16 protein-coding genes, 5 tRNA genes and 1 pseudogene are annotated in these 19,581 nt (G+C 45.9%); all 22 read left to right on the forward strand.

The features are described 5' to 3' along the window. The first annotated feature begins 134 nt into the window (after positions 1-134). The 22 genes and pseudogenes from JCM15908_RS01065 (at position 135) to JCM15908_RS01165 (ending at position 19,515) form a co-directional block, all read left to right on the forward strand. Positions 135-1,697 carry a leucine-rich repeat domain-containing protein gene (locus JCM15908_RS01065; RefSeq protein ID WP_159101291.1) on the forward strand — a complete coding sequence of 521 codons (1,563 nt, stop codon included), beginning with the start codon at positions 135-137 and terminating at the stop codon, positions 1,695-1,697. A gap of 177 nt (positions 1,698-1,874) precedes the next feature. Next, positions 1,875-2,066 (forward strand): 30S ribosomal protein S21, encoded by a 192-nt coding sequence (gene rpsU / locus JCM15908_RS01070; RefSeq protein WP_025001921.1) that lies wholly within the window; start codon positions 1,875-1,877, stop codon positions 2,064-2,066. Positions 2,067-2,135: 69 nt separating this feature from the next. Further along, positions 2,136-3,020 carry a tyrosine recombinase XerC gene (locus JCM15908_RS01075; RefSeq protein WP_025001922.1) on the forward strand — a complete coding sequence of 295 codons (885 nt, stop codon included), beginning with the start codon at positions 2,136-2,138 and terminating at the stop codon, positions 3,018-3,020. 25 nt (positions 3,021-3,045) lie between these two features. Beyond that, entirely contained in the window at positions 3,046-3,345 is a 300-nt protein-coding gene (gene hpf, locus JCM15908_RS01080) for a ribosome hibernation-promoting factor, HPF/YfiA family (RefSeq protein ID WP_025001923.1), read from the forward strand. 101 nt (positions 3,346-3,446) lie between these two features. After that, a tRNA-Thr gene (locus JCM15908_RS01085) sits at positions 3,447-3,520 on the forward strand. 22 nt (positions 3,521-3,542) lie between these two features. Further along, positions 3,543-3,624: transfer RNA gene (locus JCM15908_RS01090), tRNA-Tyr, on the forward strand. Between the two features lie 40 nt (positions 3,625-3,664). Next, positions 3,665-3,737 (forward strand) — tRNA-Gly (locus tag JCM15908_RS01095). 8 nt (positions 3,738-3,745) lie between these two features. After that, positions 3,746-3,817 (forward strand) — tRNA-Thr (locus tag JCM15908_RS01100). Positions 3,818-3,901: 84 nt separating this feature from the next. Beyond that, positions 3,902-5,092, forward strand: a complete 1,191-nt coding sequence (gene tuf, locus JCM15908_RS01105) for an elongation factor Tu (protein WP_025001924.1) — start codon at positions 3,902-3,904, stop codon at positions 5,090-5,092. A 47-nt stretch (positions 5,093-5,139) separates the two neighbouring features. Continuing rightward, positions 5,140-5,212, forward strand: a tRNA-Trp gene (locus tag JCM15908_RS01110). A gap of 15 nt (positions 5,213-5,227) precedes the next feature. Further along, complete coding sequence (gene secE / locus JCM15908_RS14250) at positions 5,228-5,431, forward strand: preprotein translocase subunit SecE (RefSeq protein ID WP_084607793.1); 204 nt, start codon at positions 5,228-5,230, stop codon at positions 5,429-5,431. Positions 5,432-5,447: 16 nt separating this feature from the next. Continuing rightward, entirely contained in the window at positions 5,448-5,993 is a 546-nt protein-coding gene (gene nusG / locus JCM15908_RS01115) for a transcription termination/antitermination protein NusG (RefSeq protein WP_025001925.1), read from the forward strand. A gap of 61 nt (positions 5,994-6,054) precedes the next feature. Next, entirely contained in the window at positions 6,055-6,495 is a 441-nt protein-coding gene (gene rplK, locus JCM15908_RS01120) for a 50S ribosomal protein L11 (RefSeq protein WP_025001926.1), read from the forward strand. Positions 6,496-6,516: 21 nt separating this feature from the next. Further along, positions 6,517-7,209 carry a 50S ribosomal protein L1 gene (gene rplA / locus JCM15908_RS01125; protein WP_025001927.1) on the forward strand — a complete coding sequence of 231 codons (693 nt, stop codon included), beginning with the start codon at positions 6,517-6,519 and terminating at the stop codon, positions 7,207-7,209. A gap of 18 nt (positions 7,210-7,227) precedes the next feature. Next, complete coding sequence (rplJ, locus tag JCM15908_RS01130; protein ID WP_025001928.1) at positions 7,228-7,746, forward strand: 50S ribosomal protein L10; 519 nt, start codon at positions 7,228-7,230, stop codon at positions 7,744-7,746. A gap of 56 nt (positions 7,747-7,802) precedes the next feature. Further along, positions 7,803-8,168 (forward strand): 50S ribosomal protein L7/L12, encoded by a 366-nt coding sequence (gene rplL, locus JCM15908_RS01135; protein WP_025001929.1) that lies wholly within the window; start codon positions 7,803-7,805, stop codon positions 8,166-8,168. A 215-nt stretch (positions 8,169-8,383) separates the two neighbouring features. After that, positions 8,384-12,191 (forward strand): annotated as a pseudogene (gene rpoB, locus JCM15908_RS11550) (DNA-directed RNA polymerase subunit beta). 28 nt (positions 12,192-12,219) lie between these two features. Continuing rightward, entirely contained in the window at positions 12,220-16,590 is a 4,371-nt protein-coding gene (gene rpoC / locus JCM15908_RS01145) for a DNA-directed RNA polymerase subunit beta' (RefSeq protein ID WP_025001930.1), read from the forward strand. Positions 16,591-17,494: 904 nt separating this feature from the next. Next, positions 17,495-17,950, forward strand: a complete 456-nt coding sequence (locus JCM15908_RS01150; protein WP_025001931.1) for a ferritin-like domain-containing protein — start codon at positions 17,495-17,497, stop codon at positions 17,948-17,950. A 207-nt stretch (positions 17,951-18,157) separates the two neighbouring features. Continuing rightward, positions 18,158-18,706, forward strand: coding sequence for a glutathione peroxidase (locus JCM15908_RS01155; RefSeq protein ID WP_025001932.1), 549 nt, complete (start codon positions 18,158-18,160; stop codon positions 18,704-18,706). A 115-nt stretch (positions 18,707-18,821) separates the two neighbouring features. Then, the gene (locus tag JCM15908_RS01160; RefSeq protein ID WP_025001933.1) at positions 18,822-19,268 is read left to right on the forward strand and encodes a MarR family winged helix-turn-helix transcriptional regulator; all 447 of its coding nucleotides are present in this window, start codon (positions 18,822-18,824) and stop codon (positions 19,266-19,268) included. Between the two features lie 25 nt (positions 19,269-19,293). Beyond that, a complete protein-coding gene (locus JCM15908_RS01165; RefSeq protein ID WP_025001934.1) occupies positions 19,294-19,515 on the forward strand; it encodes a pirin-like C-terminal cupin domain-containing protein in 222 nt (73 codons plus the stop codon). Positions 19,516-19,581 lie beyond the last annotated feature (66 nt).

Raw genomic sequence — 19,581 nt, forward strand, 5'->3', positions numbered from 1 at the left:
ATTAATTATAAACCGTAAAAGTTGAAATTATGAAGAATTTGTACATTGACAAAGGAAAATTGTGTGCATCCCTATGGATTGACCTATGCAAAACAGCAAGACAAGTGGGCCAACGTTCTAAATTGCTGGCTTTTGTGATGGTGGTGTCAGTAAGTTCTTTGCACGTATGGGCACAAGAACCACTTGTTACCATAACAACGACTGACGATTCCGAATATGAAGGTTCGGTGGCGTTTACGGTAACAGGTTCGAAAGAAGATTTTGCCTCCTTGCGCATAGATGCCGGATATGGTAAAAAGCCGGCAAGCGAAGTAAACGAAGATGGCGAAATACCACTGAAAGGCAATCTTATAAGAATCTACGGTAAGATAGAAGGACTTGTTGCGCCCATGGACAGGACATATAATGTTGCTTTTTCTGAAAATGATTGCATCAAGCAATTGTCTTTTGCCCTTAACGAACTGCCGGAAGGAATAGACTTGTCTGCTAACAAAGCGTTGGAATATGTGAGTTTCATGGGCTGTGAAGTGCAGACTCTTGATTTTTCCAAGTTGCCCGTTACGCTCAAGACTATTTATCTGACGGGAAATAACCTTCCGGGTGTAGACCTTTCTGGGCTTCCCAATCTTGAAACGGTCTATATAGACGATAATCCACTGATAAGTTCTGTGGATTTTAAGGGAAACAAGAATTTGCAGCGCATAAATATATCGGGGAATCCTTTGATTGGGAGCGTGGACCTTTCGGAACAAAAGAATCTTACAGTCTTTGAAGCATGGGACTGCGGACTTACCGACATAGACTTCTCGCATGCTGATGGTTTGGAGAGTGTTTCGCTTAGGAACAATAAGCTGAACAATATTAAGTTTGGAAAAACGGACAATTTGCAGATACTCGATATCGCCAATAACAATATTAAAAGTCTTGAGACAGGCAAAATGCCGGAAATACAAAGTCTGAACGTTACAGCCAACAACGAAATGGAAGTATTGGATGTGAGCAAGTGTGAATATCTCCTTTGGCTCAATGTTGATTCTACACGGATTTCCACTCTTAACCTCGCTAACTGCACAGGTTTGGAAGTGCTGACGGCCGCAATGAGCCCTTTGAAGGAGCTTGACCTGTCAAATAATCCCAGTCTTGCACAGTTGTCAATAGAAAATTGCGGAACAATAGCAGAACTTGATATATCGGGTAAGCCCAATCTGAGGATGTTGATTGTGGCAGGAAACAAGCTCGGACAAGATGCGACGAAAAAGATAGCCATGGACTTGCCCGACCTGACTCTGCTGCCTGATGAGTATGGGACTTGGGGAGCATTTCTTAACAATACGCTGACAGAAAAGAATCTTGTCTCAAAGGAAAGTGTCAGAATAGCAAAGTCCAAAGGATGGGATGTCGTTGCACGAAACGGAAATGATGAGTTTGAAGACTATGAAGGTGTAGATACAGGTCTTGAAAAGGCAATGGCAAGCCCGACAAAGAAACTGAGAGTGATGTGTTCTGATAATTGTATAAGTATCGAAAATCTGCCACAAGGCTATCGCAAAGAGGTGAACTTATTCGATGCGAGCGGAAGAAAGATTTCTTCTGCCGTAACGGACAATACTTCTATTAGCTTTAGATTGCAGCCTGTTATGAAAGATTTTGTAATAGTAGAGTGTAACGGGGTAACGGCAAAGGGAATTATCCGATAGTCTAATATCAGTAAGAGATGGAATTAATGGCTATATTGCCGTCCATCTCTTACTCTTTATTTAGAAAAAAGCATAAAACTTTGGCAGTTAGGAAAATAAACTGTAATTTTGCAGCCACTAATGTGGTATCTTACCCTTTAGTTCATTTTCAACAATTAAACAATTAAAACAAAAAGCATGATTATTGTACCAGTAAAGGACGGTGAGAACATCGAAAGAGCACTGAAGAAGTTTAAGAGAAAGTTTGAGAAGACAGGCGTAGTGAAGGAACTCCGCGCACGCCAACAGTTCGACAAACCTTCTGTTAAGAAGCGCTTGAAGATGGAGCACGCTGTTTACGTACAGCATCTTCGCGACGCAGAAGAATAAAAAACTGCGTGAAAAATTTGGTAGTTTGAATAAATTTCCGTAAATTCGTTGCCGAAACAATTGAGCAGCGTGCTGATGATTGAACGGTTTCTTGAGTATCTTCGGTTAGAGCGGAACTATTCGCCACGGACGATAGATGGATACGGAAAAGACTTGAACGAGTTTGAGTCTTTTTTCAAGAATTTGGACAATTATCTCTCTTGGGAAACGGTAGACTCTGACGTCATCCGCGATTGGATGGTGCACATGATGGATAAGGGGAATACTGCGACGTCGGTGAACCGAAGGCTGAGTGCTTTACGGTCCTTTTACAAATACGCACTGAAACGGAAGTTTGTTGAGGTTGACCCTGCCCATGGTGTTCAGGGGCCGAAGAACAAAAGCCCATTGCCGCAATTCCTTAAGGAGTCGGAGATGGACAGGCTTCTTGACCCGAAAATGTGGACAGATTCTTATAAGGATATTCTCGCGCGTACATTAATATTAATGTTTTACGAGACGGGAATGAGACTTTCAGAATTGACTGGACTGAATTGTCAAGATGTTGATTGTTTAGCCCGAAACGTCAAAGTAACAGGCAAGAGAGACAAGCAGCGCATTATCCCGTTCGGTGAAGAACTTGACAGAGAGTTGAGGGTGTACAGCCAGCGGCGTGATGTTGAGATAGGCAAACAGGCAGAAGCTTTCTTTCTTACAGCTAAGGGAGAACGAATGACAGGTGCTCAGGTGAGGGCTATCGTGCGGAGGCAACTAGCACGTGTGTCAACCTTGAAGAAGAAAAGTCCTCATGTGCTTCGCCATACCTTTGCTACAGCAATGCTCAATCACGAAGCAGGATTGGAAAGCGTGAAGAAACTGCTTGGGCATGAGAGTCTCTCAACGACAGAGATTTACACGCATACAACTTTTGAGCAGTTGAAGAAAGTCTATAAAAATGCCCACCCAAGGGCGTAAACCTTATTAAATTACGGAGGTAACTATGGAAATTAAGATTCAGTCGATACATTTCGACACTACCGAGAAATTGGAGACCTTTATCAACAAGAAGGTCGAGAAGTTAGAAAAGTCTTACGAGGACATTCAGAAAGTAGAGGTGCAATTGAAGGTGGAGAAACCTGCCACAGCATTAAATAAGACAACCAGTCTGACCGTAACGGCTCCGGGTAACACTTTTTTTGTAGAAAAGACCTGTGATACGTTTGAAGAAGGGGTTGACTTGTGTTTGGATGCTATGAAGGTTCAGCTTACCAAGTTTAAGGAAAAGCAGAGAAAACATTGAAAAAAGTTTCCGATTTTTTTGGAAGATAAAAAATAAAGCAGTATCTTTGCAGCCGTTTTACGACAAGTGTGTTGATGCTCCGCCAAGCGGCTGCAAAGACTGCCTCTTTAGCTCAGTTGGCCAGAGCACGTGATTTGTAATCTCGGGGTCGTTGGTTCGAATCCGACAAGAGGCTCTTCTGTTGTAAAGAGACAAACGGGTAGTTTCCAGAGTGGCCAAATGGGGCAGACTGTAAATCTGCTGCTTCTAGCTTCGGTGGTTCGAATCCATCACTACCCACACTAAACAACGGTTTTTCATTCTTTTGAATTGCCGATTTGCGGAAATAGCTCAGTTGATAGAGCACTAGCCTTCCAAGCTGGGGGTCGCGGGTTTGAGCCCCGTTTTCCGCTCAAGGTTTGCTGTAATAGCTCAGTGGTAGAGCACTTCCTTGGTAAGGAAGAGGTCCTGAGTTCAACTCTCAGTTACAGCTCACGTTTCGTGTCAGTTCTATATTTAGTTCTGGAGAAAAACAAGAAATAACATTGATAATTCATTAATAATAAAATAACAAGCTATGGCTAAAGAGACATTTCAGCGTACCAAGCCGCATGTTAACATTGGTACCATCGGTCACGTAGACCACGGTAAGACTACTTTGACAGCTGCCATTTCTAAGGTTCTTTCTGAGAAGGGATTCGGCAACCAGGAAATTAAGTCTTTCGACCAGATTGATAACGCTCCTGAAGAGAAAGAGCGTGGTATCACTATCAACTCTTCTCACATTGAGTATGAAACTGAAAAGCGTCACTACGCACACGTAGACTGCCCGGGTCACGCTGACTATGTGAAGAACATGGTAACTGGTGCTGCCCAAATGGACGGTGCTATCTTGGTTGTAGCTGCTACTGATGGTCCTATGCCTCAGACACGTGAACACGTTCTGCTCGCTCGTCAGGTAAACGTACCTCGTTTGGTTGTATTCCTGAATAAGTGCGATATGGTTGAGGATGAGGAAATGCTCGAACTTGTTGAAATGGAAGTTCGTGAAATCCTTGAGCAGTATGAGTTTGAAGAGGATACTCCGATTGTTCGTGGTTCTGCCCTTGGAGCACTGAACGGTGTTGACAAGTGGGTGGAGAAGGTAGTAGAGTTGATGAATATCGTTGACGAATGGGTTCAGGAACCTCCACGTGCTACCGATAAGCCATTCCTGATGCCTATTGAGGACGTGTTCTCCATCACTGGTCGTGGTACTGTAGCTACAGGCCGTATTGAGACTGGTGTTATCCACGTAGGCGACGAGGTTGAGTTGCTCGGTCTTGGCGAGGATAAGAAGTCTGTTGTTACAGGCGTTGAGATGTTCCGTAAACTCCTTGACGAAGGTCAGGCTGGCGATAATGTAGGTCTTCTCCTCCGTGGTATTGACAAGGCAGAAATCAAGCGTGGTATGGTATTGTGCCATCCGGGGCAGATTAAGCCGTTTAAGAAGTTCAAGGCTTCTGTTTATATCCTAAAGAAAGAGGAAGGTGGTCGTCATACTCCATTCGGTAATAAGTATCGCCCTCAGTTCTACCTCCGTACTATGGATTGTACTGGTGAGATTTCTTTGCCGGAAGGCGTAGAAATGGTTATGCCGGGCGATAACGTAGAAATCACTGTTGATTTGATTTATGCTGTAGCCTTGAATAAGGGTCTTCGTTTCGCTATCCGTGAAGGTGGTCGAACTGTAGGATCTGGTCAGATTACAGAGGTTTACGAAGACTAATTCTTCAAACTAAATATAGAAAGTTCCCATTAAGTGGGAACTTCTATACGGGTTTAGCTCAGTTGGTAGAGCACTGGTCTCCAAAACCAGGTGTCGAGGGTTCGAGTCCTTCAACCCGTGCAAAAAGAAGATAATATGTTTAAAAGGATTATAACTTATATAGTTAATTACTGCAAGGATTGCTACGACGAACTTGCGCATAAGACCACATGGCCCTCACGTGGCGAACTTACACATAGTGCAATGGTTGTATTATCTGCTTCCCTTATCATTGCCCTTGTTGTCTTCGCATTTGATTTTGTATCACAACACGTGATGGAGTTTGTCTATCCTCAATAAACGTATAGGTAAGGAAATGGCTGATACAGATATGAAATGGTATGTACTTCGTGCTATCAGTGGTAAGGAGGCAAAGGTAAAGGAATATATCGATGCTGAATTGCGACAGAATCCGAAGTTGGCTGACCGTGTCTCGGAGGTTTTATTGCCTATGGAGAGCCACGCCAGTATCCGTAATGGCAAACGAGTTGTTACCGAGAAGTTGAGTCTTCCCGGTTATGTGCTTGTTAAGGCTGCTATGACACCAGAAATTGCATCTGCATTGCGTTTCATGCCTAACGTTCTTGGCTTCTTAGGTGGCATGTCGGAGCCTTCTCCGGTGCGTCAGGCAGATATCAATCGTCTGTTGGGCAATATGGAGGAGACGGAACTGGACGATGTTCAAGATGTTCCGTACACTGTCGGAGAATCGGTAAAGGTTACCGATGGCCCGTTCAGTGGATTCCATGGCGTCATTGAGGAAGTAAGTGCGGATAAACATAAGCTGAAGGTTATGGTGATGATTTTTGGTCGCCAGAATCCTTTAGAATTGAGTTTTATGCAAGTTGCAAAAGAAGAGTAATTATTGTTACGGATAGTTCTCTTTCTTTTATAATAATCAATTTTTAATATTAACAAACGAAATGGCTAAAGAAGTTGCTGGATTAATCAAATTACAGATTAAAGGTGGCGCTGCAAATCCTTCCCCCCCTGTAGGCCCGGCTTTGGGTTCTAAGGGTATCAATATTATGGGGTTCTGCAAGGAATTCAATGCCCGTACCCAGGATAAGGCTGGTAAAGTTCTTCCAGTCGTCATCACATACTACAACGACAAGTCGTTCAGCTTTGTCATCAAGACTCCTCCTGCCGCTGTTCAGCTGATGGAGGCTGCTAAGGTGAAAGGTGGTTCTGGCGAGCCAAACCGCAAGAAAGTTGCATCTGTAACTTGGGAGCAGGTAAGGACTATTGCCGAAGACAAAATGCCGGATCTTAATTGTTTTACGGTTGAGAGTGCAATGAAGCTCATCGCTGGTACCGCACGTAGTATGGGTATCGCTGTAAAAGGGGACTTCCCTGGTAAATAATTTTAAACTTCAAAAGTAAAAATGAGTAAACTGACAAAAAATCAGAAATCAGTAGCTGAGAAGGTTGAAGCAGGGAAGGCATATACATTGGAAGAGGCTTCTAAGTTGGTAAAGGATATTACTACTACCAAGTTTGATGCTTCTGTTGATATTGATATGCGGTTGGGAGTTGACCCTCGCAAGGCGAATCAAATGGTTCGTGGCGTTGTGTCTTTGCCTAACGGTACCGGTAAGATAACTCGCGTTCTCTGCCTCTGTACTCCTGATCAGGAAGCTGCCGCTAAGGAAGCTGGTGCTGATTACGTTGGTCTTGATGAATATGTTGAAAAGATCAAGAGCGGCTGGACAGATATTGATGTAATTATTACGATGCCGTCTTGCATGGGTAAGATTGGACCTTTGGGTCGTGTACTCGGTCCCCGTGGTTTGATGCCGAACCCTAAGAGTGGTACTGTAACAATGGATGTTGCCAAGGCAGTTAAAGAAGTAAAGCAGGGTAAGATTGACTTCAAGGTTGACAAGTCCGGTATTATCCATACTTCAATAGGAAAGGTCAGCATGACCCCGGAGCAGATTCTCGGCAATGCCAAGGAGTTTATCTCTACGGTTATTAAATTGAAGCCAGCTGCTGCTAAAGGTACATATATCAAGAGTATCTTTATTTCGAGCACAATGAGTAAGGGTATCAAGATTGATCCTAAATCAGCTGAATAACTCTAAAAGTTTTGTAAAATGAAGAAAGAAGTAAAAGATACGATTATCACTGAACTCGGTGAGAACTTGAAAAACTTTCCGCATTTTTATCTGGTAGATGTTTCTGGATTAAATGCTGAAGCTACAAGTGCTCTTCGTCGTAAGTGTTTCAAGAGCGAGATAAAGATGGTTGTTGTGAAGAATACCCTTCTTCACAAAGCTTTCGAAGCTTCTGAAATTGATTTTGAGCCTCTCTATGGTTCTTTGAAGGGCAGTACGGCTGTTATGTTTACAATGACAGCAAATGTACCGGCTAAGTTGCTGAAGGAATATAGCAAGGAAGGTATTCCTGCCCTTAAGGCTGCTTATGCTGAAGAGTCTCTCTTTGTCGGTGCAGACAAGCTCGAAGAACTTGCAGCTCTTAAGAGCAAGAACGAACTTATTGCCGATGTTGTGGCTTTGCTGCAGTCTCCGGCAAAGAACGTTGTTTCTGCTCTTCAATCTGGCGCAAACACCATTCATGGTGTGCTGAAGACTTTAGGCGAGCGTCCTGAATAAAACCAATAAAGTCAACAAGTACATTAACAAACGAAACAAATAAATATTAGAATAAAATGGCAGACATTAAAGCTATTGCAGAAGAATTAGTAAATCTTACTGTTAAGGAAGTAAATGAGTTGGCAACAGTCCTGAAGGACGAGTATGGAATCGAGCCTGCTGCTGCAGCTGTTGCAGTTGCTGGTCCTGCTGCTGCTGGTGGTGCAGCTGCTGCTGAAGAGAAGACAGAGTTTGATGTAGTCCTCGCTGATGCAGGTGCAAGCAAGCTGAAGGTAGTTAAGGCCGTTAAGGAGGCTTGTGGCCTTGGCCTGAAGGAAGCTAAGGATCTTGTAGATGGTGCTCCTTCTACTCTGAAGGAAGGTCTTTCTAAGGATGAGGCTGAAAACTTGAAGAAAACTATTGAGGCTGAAGGTGCAAGGTAGAGCTGAAGTAATCGCTTCTGCAAGGGCAGAAACTGATAATAAATTATGTACACGTACTATTATTAAGAGTAATAGCCCGTATTTAAAACAATATGGTTAGGATTTACCAAGTAGGTGAGTCCTAACCTTTTTGTGTCTTTTGACACTTTTATTGAATTTCTTGTCCATTGACCCGACTGGGTCTTATAAAACTGACTCTATTTCAAAATCATTATATGGCAACAGAGAATAAACCAAGAATAAACTTCGCTAGCGTTCAGAATCCGTACCCGTATCCGGATTTTCTCGACCAACAGTTGAAGTCCTTCCGCGATTTCTTGCAGTTGGACACCCCGCCCGAGGAGCGCAAAAATGATGGTCTTTACAAGGTTTTTGTAGAGAACTTTCCAATTACCGATACACGTAATAATTTCGTGTTGGAGTTTCTTGACTACTATATAGATCCACCGCGCTATACCATTGACGAATGTCTGGAGCGTGGTCTAACTTATAGTGTGCCCTTGAAGGCGAAGATGAAGCTGTATTGTACAGACCCCGATCATGAGGATTTTGGAACATTCATTCAGGATGTCTTCCTTGGTACAATTCCCTATATGACCAGTAACGGTACCTTTGTTATCAATGGTGCCGAACGTGTCGTTGTGTCACAGTTGCACCGCTCTCCCGGTGTATTCTTCGGACAGGGAGTCCACGCTAACGGTACGGTGCTTTATAGTGCACGTATTATTCCATTCAAGGGATCTTGGATAGAGTTTGCTACGGATATAAACAATGTAATGTATGCATACATTGACCGTAAGAAAAAATTACCGGTAACAACAATGCTTCGTGCCATCGGTTTTGAAAGCGACCGTGATATTCTTCAAATTTTTGACCTTTGTGAAGAGGTGAAAGTGAATAAGAAGAACATCAAGGCTGTTTTGGGTCGTAAACTTGCTGGCAATGTAATGAAGAGCTGGAACGAAGACTTTGTTGATGAAGATACGGGAGAAGTTGTTTCTATTGAGCGTAATGAAGTAGTTGTTGAGCGTGAGACGGAAATTGATGAGGACAACATGGATGCTATCCTTGACAGCGGTGTCTCTTCCATTCTTCTTCACAAGGACGAGGATGCTGCCAACAAGTACTCTATTATTTTCAATACTCTGGCGAAGGATCCGAGCCACTCAGAAATAGAGGCTGTCAATTATATTTATCGTCAGTTGCGTAATGCTGACGCTGTTGACGATGCCAGTGCACGCGAAGTGTTCCAGAATCTTTTTTTCTCAGACAAGCGTTACGACCTTGGCGAAGTAGGTCGCTACCGTATCAATAAAAAGCTTGGTCTTGATACTGATACGGATGTTCGTGTACTTACGAAGGACGATATTATTGAGATTATCAAGTATCTCATTAATCTGATTAATTCCAATGCTACTGTTGATGATATTGACCATTTGTCCAACCGTCGTGTGCGTACTGTTGGCGAGCAGTTGGCTAATCAGTTCTCCATCGGGTTGGCACGTATGAGCCGCACTATCCGCGAGCGTATGAATGTTCGTGATAATGAAGTGTTCCAGCCGACCGACTTGATTAATGCAAAGACTATTTCAAGCGTCATCAATTCGTTCTTTGGTACAAATCCGTTGAGCCAGTTTATGGATCAGACCAATCCTCTTGCTGAGGTAACGCATAAGCGGCGTCTTTCTGCTCTCGGTCCCGGTGGCCTCTCACGTGAGCGTGCAGGCTTTGAGGTTCGAGACGTACACTATACACACTATGGCCGCCTTTGTCCAATTGAGTCTCCTGAAGGCCCGAACATCGGTCTGATTTCTTCTCTCTGTCTATATGCGAAGATTAATGACCTTGGTTTCATCGTAACCCCTTATCGTAAGGTAGAGAATTCTATAGCGGATTTGGATAATAGCCATGTCGTTTATCTTACCGCTGAAGAGGAGGAAGAGAAACTTATCGGTCAGGGTAATGCGCCTTTGAATCCAGATGGTTCCTTTATCCGTGATAGAGTGAAATGCCGTCAAGATGCAGACTACCCTGTAGTAGCCCCCAATTTGGTTTCTCTGATGGACGTTTCCCCACAGCAGATAGCTTCTGTTTCTGCAGGTCTTATCCCGTTCTTGGAGCACGATGACGGACACCGTGCACTGATGGGATGTAACATGATGCGTCAGGCTGTACCTTTGCTCCATAATGATGCACCTATTGTGGGTACAGGCTTGGAAAAGCAGGTGTGCGAGGACTCTCGCACAATGATTATGGCAGAGGGCGAAGGCGTTATAGAATATGTTGACGCAACAACTATCCGTATTCTCTATGACCGTACGGACGATGAAGAGTTTGTCAGCTTTGAGCCGGCATTGAAGGAATATCGTATTCCTAAGTTCCGCCGTACCAACCAGAATATGGTAATAGACCTTCGTCCAATCTGTGATAAGGGACAGCGCGTAAAGAAGGGCGACATTCTCACCGAGGGTTATGCGACAGAGAATGGTGAGTTGGCACTTGGCCGTAACCTGCTCGTTGCCTACATGCCTTGGAAGGGATACAATTATGAGGATGCTGTTGTCATTTCCGAGCGTATGGTACGTGAAGACGTATTGACTTCAGTTCACGTAGATGAGTATTCTCTCGAAGTTCGTGAAACCAAGCGTGGCGTTGAGGAATTTACGGCAGACATTCCAAACGTTAGTGAGGAAGCTACCAAGGACCTTGACGACAATGGTGTTATCCGTATAGGCGCACGTGTAGAACCGGGCGACATTATGATTGGTAAGATTTCTCCGAAGGGGGAGAGTGATCCTTCACCAGAGGAGAAGCTGCTCCGTGCTATTTTTGGCGACAAGGCTGGTGATGTGAAGGATTCTTCCTTGAAGGCCAATCCGTCCTTGAGTGGTGTTGTTATAGACAAGAAACTCTTTGCTCGTGCCATCAAGACCCGTGAAAGCAAGCGTCAGGACAAGGTTACTCTTGCCAAGATTGACGAGGAACAGGAGGCTAAGATTAATGACCTGAAGGACTTGCTCGTTGATAAGCTCTTGACTCTTACCGAAGATAAGGTTTCTCAGGGTATCAAGGATTATTCTAATGCCGAGATTATTACAAAGGGCAGCAAGTTCAGCATGGCTGCTCTGAAGAATCTTGATTATGAAGGAATCCAGTCAAATGGTTGGACTGACGACGAGCATACCAATACGCTGATTCAGCACCTGATTATGAACTTCATTCGCAAGTACAAGCAGATGGATGCGGAGCTGAAGCGTAAGAAGTTTGCCATTACTATCGGAGACGAACTCCCATCGGGGGTTCTCCAGATGGCTAAGGTTTATATTGCCAAGAAACGTAAGATTCAGGTAGGAGATAAGCTGGCAGGTCGTCATGGTAATAAGGGTATCGTGTCTAAAGTTGTACGTACCGAGGATATGCCATTCTTGGAAGATGGCCGTCCTGTAGACTTGGTCTTGAACCGATGGGTGTGCCTTCTCGTATGAACCTTGGTCAGATTTTCGAGGCTATCCTTGGTGCTGCTGGTCGTAACCTTGGCGTCAAGTTTGCTACTCCTATTTTTGACGGTGCCAAACTTGCCGACTTGAAGGAATGGACAGATAAGGCAGGTTTGCCCAATCTCTGTTCTACATATATCTATGATGGCGAGACGGGTGAGAAGTTCGATCAGCCTGCGACTGTGGGTATTACTTACTTCTTGAAGCTCGGCCACATGTAGAAGACAAGATGCACGCGCGCAGTATTGGTCCGTACTCTCTTATTACCCAGCAGCCGCTTGGTGGCAAGGCGCAATTTGGTGGTCAGCGTTTCGGAGAAATGGAAGTCTGGGCTATAGAAGCATTTGGAGCATCTCATGTCCTTCAGGAGATTCTGACAATCAAGTCCGATGATGTTGTGGGGCGTTCAAAGGCTTACGAGGCTATCGTCAAGGGCGAGCCAATGCCGAATCCGGGTATTCCGGAGTCGTTGAACGTGCTTCTGCACGAACTCCGTGGTCTTGGCCTGAGTATCAAACTTGATTAATACGTACACCCCAAAATAGAAGTAAAACATGGCTTTTAAGAAAGATAATAAAGTTAAGAGTAATTTCAACAAGATTACGATTGGTCTGGCTTCACCCGAGGAGATTCTTGAAAACTCGTATGGTGAGGTTACCAAGCCGGAGACCATTAACTACCGTACCTATAAACCGGAGCGCGACGGCCTTTTCTGCGAGCGTATCTTCGGTCCTACCAAGGACTACGAATGTGCCTGTGGCAAGTATAAGCGTATTCGCTATAAGGGTATCGTCTGCGACCGATGTGGTGTAGAGGTTACCGAGAAAAAGGTACGTCGTGAGCGTGCCGGACATATTGAGCTTGTTGTGCCAGTTGCACATATCTGGTATTTCCGAAGTCTTCCAAACAAGATAGGCTATCTGTTAGGTATTCCAACAAAGAAGTTGGATGCTGTGGTCTACTACGAAAAGTACATTGTCATTCAACCGGGTGTAGTAGAGGGGATGAAGAATTCCGAGACAGAGGAAGAGCTGAATGGCTCGCACAAGTTCGATCTTCTTTCTGAGGAAGAGTATCTTGATATTCTTGACAATCGTCTACCCGAAGGCAATGAGCGTCTTGATGATTCGGATCCGAAAAAGTTCATCGCCAAGATGGGTGCAGAGGCTGTCTACGATCTCTTGACGGGCATTGATCTTGACCGTCTTGCAGGCGAACTTCGCGACCGTGCAACTACCGATTCCAGTCAGCAGCGCAAGACCGAAGCTCTGAAGCGGCTTCAAGTAGTGGAGGCTTTCCGTCAGTCGGAGGGTATCAATAGGCCGGAGTGGATGATTATGAAGATTATTCCTGTAACCCCGCCTGAGCTTCGTCCGTTGGTTCCATTGGATGGTGGCCGTTTTGCCACTTCTGACCTCAACGATCTCTATCGTCGTGTAATCATTCGTAATAATCGTTTGAAGCGACTGATGGAAATCAAAGCCCCAGAGGTAATTCTCCGTAACGAGAAGCGTATGCTTCAGGAGGCTGTTGATTCGCTCTTTGACAACAGTCGCAAGTCTTCGGCTGTCAAGAGTGAAAGCAACCGTCCGCTAAAGTCTCTTTCCGATTCTTTAAAGGGCAAGCAGGGGCGTTTCCGTCAGAACCTCCTTGGTAAGCGTGTCGACTATTCTGCACGTTCAGTTATCGTCGTTGGTCCTGAATTGAAAATGGGTGAGTGCGGTTTGCCGAAGCTGATGGCTGCCGAACTCTATAAGCCGTTCATCATCCGTAAACTCATTGAACGCGGTATAGTGAAGACGGTGAAGAGTGCAAAGAAAATTGTAGACCGTCGCGAGCCGGTTATTTGGGATATTCTCGAAAATGTAATGAAGGGACATCCCGTTTTGCTTAACCGTGCCCCGACACTCCACCGTCTCGGTATCCAGGCATTCCAGCCAAAGCTCATAGAGGGCAAGGCTATCCAGCTCCATCCATTGGCTTGTACGGCGTTTAATGCCGACTTTGACGGCGACCAGATGGCTGTTCACCTTCCGTTGAGCAATGAGGCTGTACTTGAAGCGCAGATTCTGATGCTTCAGAGTCATAATATCCTCAACCCTGCTAATGGCGCACCTATTACCGTTCCTTCACAGGATATGGTGCTTGGTCTTTATTATATTACCAAGATTCGTCCGGGTGCCAAAGGCGCAGGCCTGACTTTCTACGGTCCGGAAGAGGCCATCATTGCCTATAACGAAAAGAAATGCGACCTCCACGCTCAAGTAAAGGTTGTTGTAGACGATTTGGTGGACGGAAAGATAGAGAAGCGTCTTGTTGAGACCTCTGTTGGTCGTGTTGTTGTCAACCAGATTGTGCCTACCGAGATAGGCTACTTTAATGGTATTATCTCCAAGAAGTCGCTACGTGGTCTTATTGCCGACGTTATTAAGGCAGTTGGTATGGCACGGGCCTGTGCATTCCTTGATGGTATTAAGAATCTTGGTTACCGCATGGCATACGTTGCAGGTCTTTCTTTCAACCTTGACGATATCATTGTGCCTGTTGAAAAGAAAGACATTGTAAGCAAGGGACAAGACGAGGTTGATCAGGTAAGGGCTAACTACGAAATGGGCTTCATTACCGATAAGGAACGTTACAATCAGGTTATTGATGCGTGGACACACGTCAACAACAACCTGAAGCAGAGCGTGATGAAGCACATGATTGAGGACGACCAAGGATTCAATGCCGTATATATGATGCTCGACTCTGGTGCCCGTGGCTCTGCCGACCAGATTGCACAGCTTGCAGGTATGCGCGGCTTGATGGCAAAGCCCCAAAAAGCAGGTGCCGAAGGTGCGCAAATCATTGAGAACCCTATCATCTCCAACTTTAAGGAGGGTATGTCCGTGTTGGAATACTTCATTTCTTCTCACGGTGCACGTAAAGGTCTTGCCGATACGGCTATGAAGACTGCCGATGCCGGATACCTCACTCGTCGTTTGGTAGACGTATCCCATGATGTCATCATTAACGAGGAGGATTGTGGTTCTCTCCGTGGTCTTGAGTGCCGTGCATTGAAGAATGGTGATGAAATTATTGCCAGTCTCTATGAGCGAATCCTCGGCCGTGTGTCTGTTCACGATGTGATTAATCCGACAACGGGCGAGCTGATTGTTGCTGCCGGTGAAGAAATTACCGAGCCTAAGGCGAAAGCCATAGACGAGTCTCCGTTGGAGATGGTTGAGATTCGTTCTGTACTGACCTGTGAGAGCAAAAAGGGTGTATGTATGAAGTGTTACGGCCGCAACCTTGCTTCTGCCCGTATGGTACATCTTGGTGAGGCTGTCGGTGTCATTGCTGCCCAAGCCATCGGTGAGCCGGGTACACAGCTGACTCTCCGTACTTTCCACGCCGGTGGTGTGGCTGGTAACGCTGCTGCCAATGCGACGATTACAGCCAAGAACGAGGCGAGGATAGAATTTGACGAGCTTCGCACCGTGCCGTTTGTGGACGATGAGGACAAGGAGTGCCAGAAGGTTGTAAGCCGTCTTGCCGAAATCCGCTTTGTCGACCCGAACACGGGTATCGTTCTTGTCAACGACAACGTGCCTTATGGTAGCTCGCTGTATTTCAAGAGTGGCGATGTTGTCAAGAAGGGCGACGTTATCTGTAAGTGGGACCCGTTCAATGCCGTTATCGTCAGCGAATATGCCGGTGTGCTCCGTCTTCACGATGTGGTTGACGGTGTTACCTATAAGGCTGAGACTGATGAAGCTACCGGTCTTACCGAGCGTATCATTACCGAGTCCCGCGACAAGGCAAAGGTTCCTACGGTAGACATCGTGAAGCCGGGTGCGAAGAAAGGTCCCGACAATCAGTACGCTTCCGAAGATATTCTCGGCACATACAACCTTCCCGTAGGCGGACACTTGGAGCAGATTGTTCAGGATGGTGCAGAAATCAAGACGGGTACAACTCTCGTCAAGATTCCGCGTACCGTTGGTGGTGCCGGTGATATTACTGGAGGTCTTCCACGTGTTACCGAGTTGTTCGAGGCTCGTAACCCGTCGAATCCGGCTATTGTTTCAGAAATCGATGGCGAGGTTACAATGGGCAAGGTAAAGCGTGGTAACCGCGAGATTATCGTAACGTCCAAGACAGGCGAGCAGCGCAAGTATCTTGTAAGTCTTGCCAAGCAGATTCTGGTACAGGAGCACGATGCCGTCCGTGCCGGAACACCTCTATCTGATGGTATCACAACACCTGCCGACATTCTTTCCATCAAGGGTCCTACGGCTGTACAGGAGTATATCGTCAACGAGGTGCAGGATGTTTACCGTCTGCAAGGTGTGAAGATTAACGACAAGCACTTCGAGATTATCGTTCGTCAGATGATGCGCAAGGTCCGCATCGACGATCCGGGCGATACAACATTCTTGGAGCAGGAGCTTGTTGATAAACTCGACTTTGCGGATGAGAACGACCGTATCTGGGGTAAGAAGGTTGTTACCGACCCGGGCGACTCTGAGACCTGCTATAAGGGACAGATACTCTCTGTCCGCAAGTTGCGCGACGAGAACTCTGCCCTCAAGCGACGCGACCTTAAGCTCGTTCAGGTGCGCGATGCAGTACAGGCTACAGCTACCCAGATGCTTCAGGGTATCACCCGTGCAGCCCTTGGAACGAAGAGCTTCATGAGTGCCGCCTCTTTCCAAGAGACGACCAAGGTGCTCAACGAGGCTGCTATCCGCGCTAAGAGCGACCAGCTCGAAGGCATGAAGGAGAATGTTATCTGTGGCCATCTTGTTCCTGCCGGTACCGGCCTTCGCCAGTGGCAGAAACTCATCGTCGGTTCAAAGGAAGAGCACGTGCGTATGGAAGCCAATAAGAAAAATGTTCTTGACTTTGCAGACCAAGAGGTGGAAGTTGTGAAGGATTAACCCTCCTTCCTTTATATAATTATGATTAAGGGGTTCACGGTTATTCCGTGAACCCTTTTTTGTTTCTGTGGGTTGTATGGGATATGGGTCTGAGTACTGTCCTGTAAAAATGTGTAAGTCCCTTTTCTGGATAATGCCATGCCGGCAAACGAATATAGGGACAACCACCGTGTCTATCCGTTAAGCACGTAACGAATACGGACAGAGCGGTATGTGGTAATGCAGACAAGGCATGGTCTGTTCCCCTTACGTTAATGTGAGATTATGCAAATGTGAGGATGCGAAAGTAATTCTTTCCGTTATTCTTTAGATTCTCCGTTAAAATGTTGATGCTGTGGTGCCCTATGAGGATGGCATTGTATGGTGAAGGCTCGTTCGGCTAACGGCAACGCCTGTTTCATCGTGCGAAACGGGCACTTTGGCAAGGTGAAAACGGTACTTTTGTTGGCTGATTCCTATCTGTTTGTAAGTCAGTAGTTTATGGATTTGTTGCAGAAATGATGGCAATGGAGGATAATTTGAGAGTATTCTATCGAGTTGCACGGCTGTGCAGAGGCTCCTTGTCTGTCTATGCCATGACTTAGCAAGTGGAAATGCCTGTTTCGTTCATGCCCAATGAAGTTGATGGGTGGGGTATAGCTGTGTGGTTGTTTTCTTCCGTGCATCTCTTTTTTCAATACCGTTGAAATGATGGAAAAGTAATTGTGTCGGACGCGATATAATGTTAACGGATGTTGGATTGGACTATATCGCAGGCGATATATCTTAAGATGAGTTAATTGTTTGTTTGTATCGCTTGCGATGTAAAAATATTATTCTACCTTTGCATTATCAAAAGAAGACTGACAGTAGTCTTGACAACATGACAGACAGATAAATTAGAAAAATCAAAAATAAAACAATTATGGACGCGAAGAAATCTATTGAAGCATTACAGTTCTTTATCACAGGCCTTACAAACGGTGCTTTTGCGCACCTCGTACAGGGCAAGCATTTCGAGTCGTTGGGATTCAGCAAACTCGGTGAGAAGTACATCGGCCACTACGATGAGGAAATGGGATGGGTGAAGAAGTTCATGGAGCGCATCAACGATCTTGGAGGAACGGTGAAAATCGAGAATCAGACAGGCCGCAATCTTGTAAAGGATCCTGTAGAGTATATCAAGGCCGACCTCGAAATCCAAAAGAAAGGTGTAGCAATGCTTTACGACTGTGTGAAGGGACTGGCTGACGACCCCACTACCTACGACGTAATGAAGGCTTATCTCGCTGATGAGGAGGAAGACCTCTATTGGAGTCAGGAGCAGTTGGAGATGATAGAGATGATTGGCCGTCAGAACTGGTTGGTAAAGCAGCTCTAAGTCAAACGTAACTTTGTCCTTCTGCTGCATAAAGCTTGCCGAGATTGTGAATATGACACATCGGGGCAAAGGTCAGACACTGGCAGCGGCAGGACGAATTTATAGTAGACATAGACAAACAATGCAGGAAAGCTATATTCGGATGCAATAGGTCTTGGACCATGAAGTATCACTAAACGATGTAAAATATAAAAAGCGAAGCAAATTATGGCAACAATTTTCGATTTCAATCTGAAAGACAAAAAAGGCAACGAGGTAAGTCTCGATACATATAAGGGCAAGGTGCTCCTTATCGTCAATACCGCCACGGGCTGTGGGTTCACACCTCAGTATGAGGAGTTGGAAGCTATCTACCATCGGCAGAGGGAGAGGGGCTTGGAGATTCTCGATGTGCCCTGCGACCAGTTCGGCCATCAGGCACCGGGTTCGGATGAGGAAATCCATGAGTTCTGTACGATGAAGTTCGGTACGGATTTCCCACAGTTCAAGAAGAGCAACGTCAACGGTGCCGACGAGCTGCCTCTCTATACTTGGCTAAAGAGTCAGAAGGGCTATGCAGGCGGTGCATACTCCGAAAAGCAGGCAGCCGTCATGGAAGACCTCTACAACAAGGCCAACACGGAGCCACGCAAGAAGGACGATATTCAGTGGAACTTTACCAAGTTCCTTATCAGCCGCGACGGTGAGGTGATTGCCCGCTTTGAGCCGACCACTGACCTCAAGGAAGTGGAGAAGGTTATAGAAGCACAGCTCTAAGAATAGATAACGACACATAAATGGAATGGGACAGCCGTGCGGAACATTTACCGACGGCTGTCCTTTTGCTGTTTTCGCAACAGCACGGCTAACGAAGAAATATACTATACGGATAATGGCATACGAACAACTGAAACTTGACAATCAACTTTGCTTTCGTCTCTACACGGCCTCGCGCCTCATCAATCAGGCCTATGAGCCTTTCCTGCGTCCACTGGGCATCACCTACACGCAGTATCTTGTGATGATGGTGTTGTGGGAACAGGACGAGCAGCCGGTCAACGATATAGGCAAGCGGCTGCTTCTCGGGGTCAACACCATCTCGCCCCTCATCAAGCGCATGGAGAAACTTGGACTTCTCTCGCGTCGGGAGGGCGAGACCGACAAGCGGCAGCAGATAGTTTTTCTCACCCCCAAGGGAAAGGAACTCAGGCGCAAGGCGGCCGATGTGCCCAGATGTATGGCTGACGGATTCCACTCGTGCAATATTGATGTAGGCCGTCTTGTCGCCATAGCTCCAGTTCTCGATGATTTGATAGGGAAGATGTCGGAGAGGGCTTAGTCTGTCAATCGCCGTAGTAGGCGGAGTGCATATTGACGAAAAGACGGCAGCCAAGCTCGGCGAGGGCAACACCGTCAGCATAGAGGCCGGGGGCGAAGGTGCGGAAATCATGCTGATGTCGTCGCGTCCGCTTAATGAGCCGATAGCTTGGTATGGTCCTGTGGTAATGAATACCGAGGGGGAAATCCGCACGGCTATCAGCGATATGAACGATGGTACGTTTATAAAGCAGGCGACCAAGTATTAAGTATGGATATATCCGGGGATTGTTCCGCTCCCTCTCCTGACGTCAGTCGGGAGACGGACAAATTCG

The organism is Prevotella dentasini JCM 15908 (assembly GCF_000614065.1).
GTDB classification, from domain to species: domain Bacteria; phylum Bacteroidota; class Bacteroidia; order Bacteroidales; family Bacteroidaceae; genus Prevotella; species Prevotella dentasini.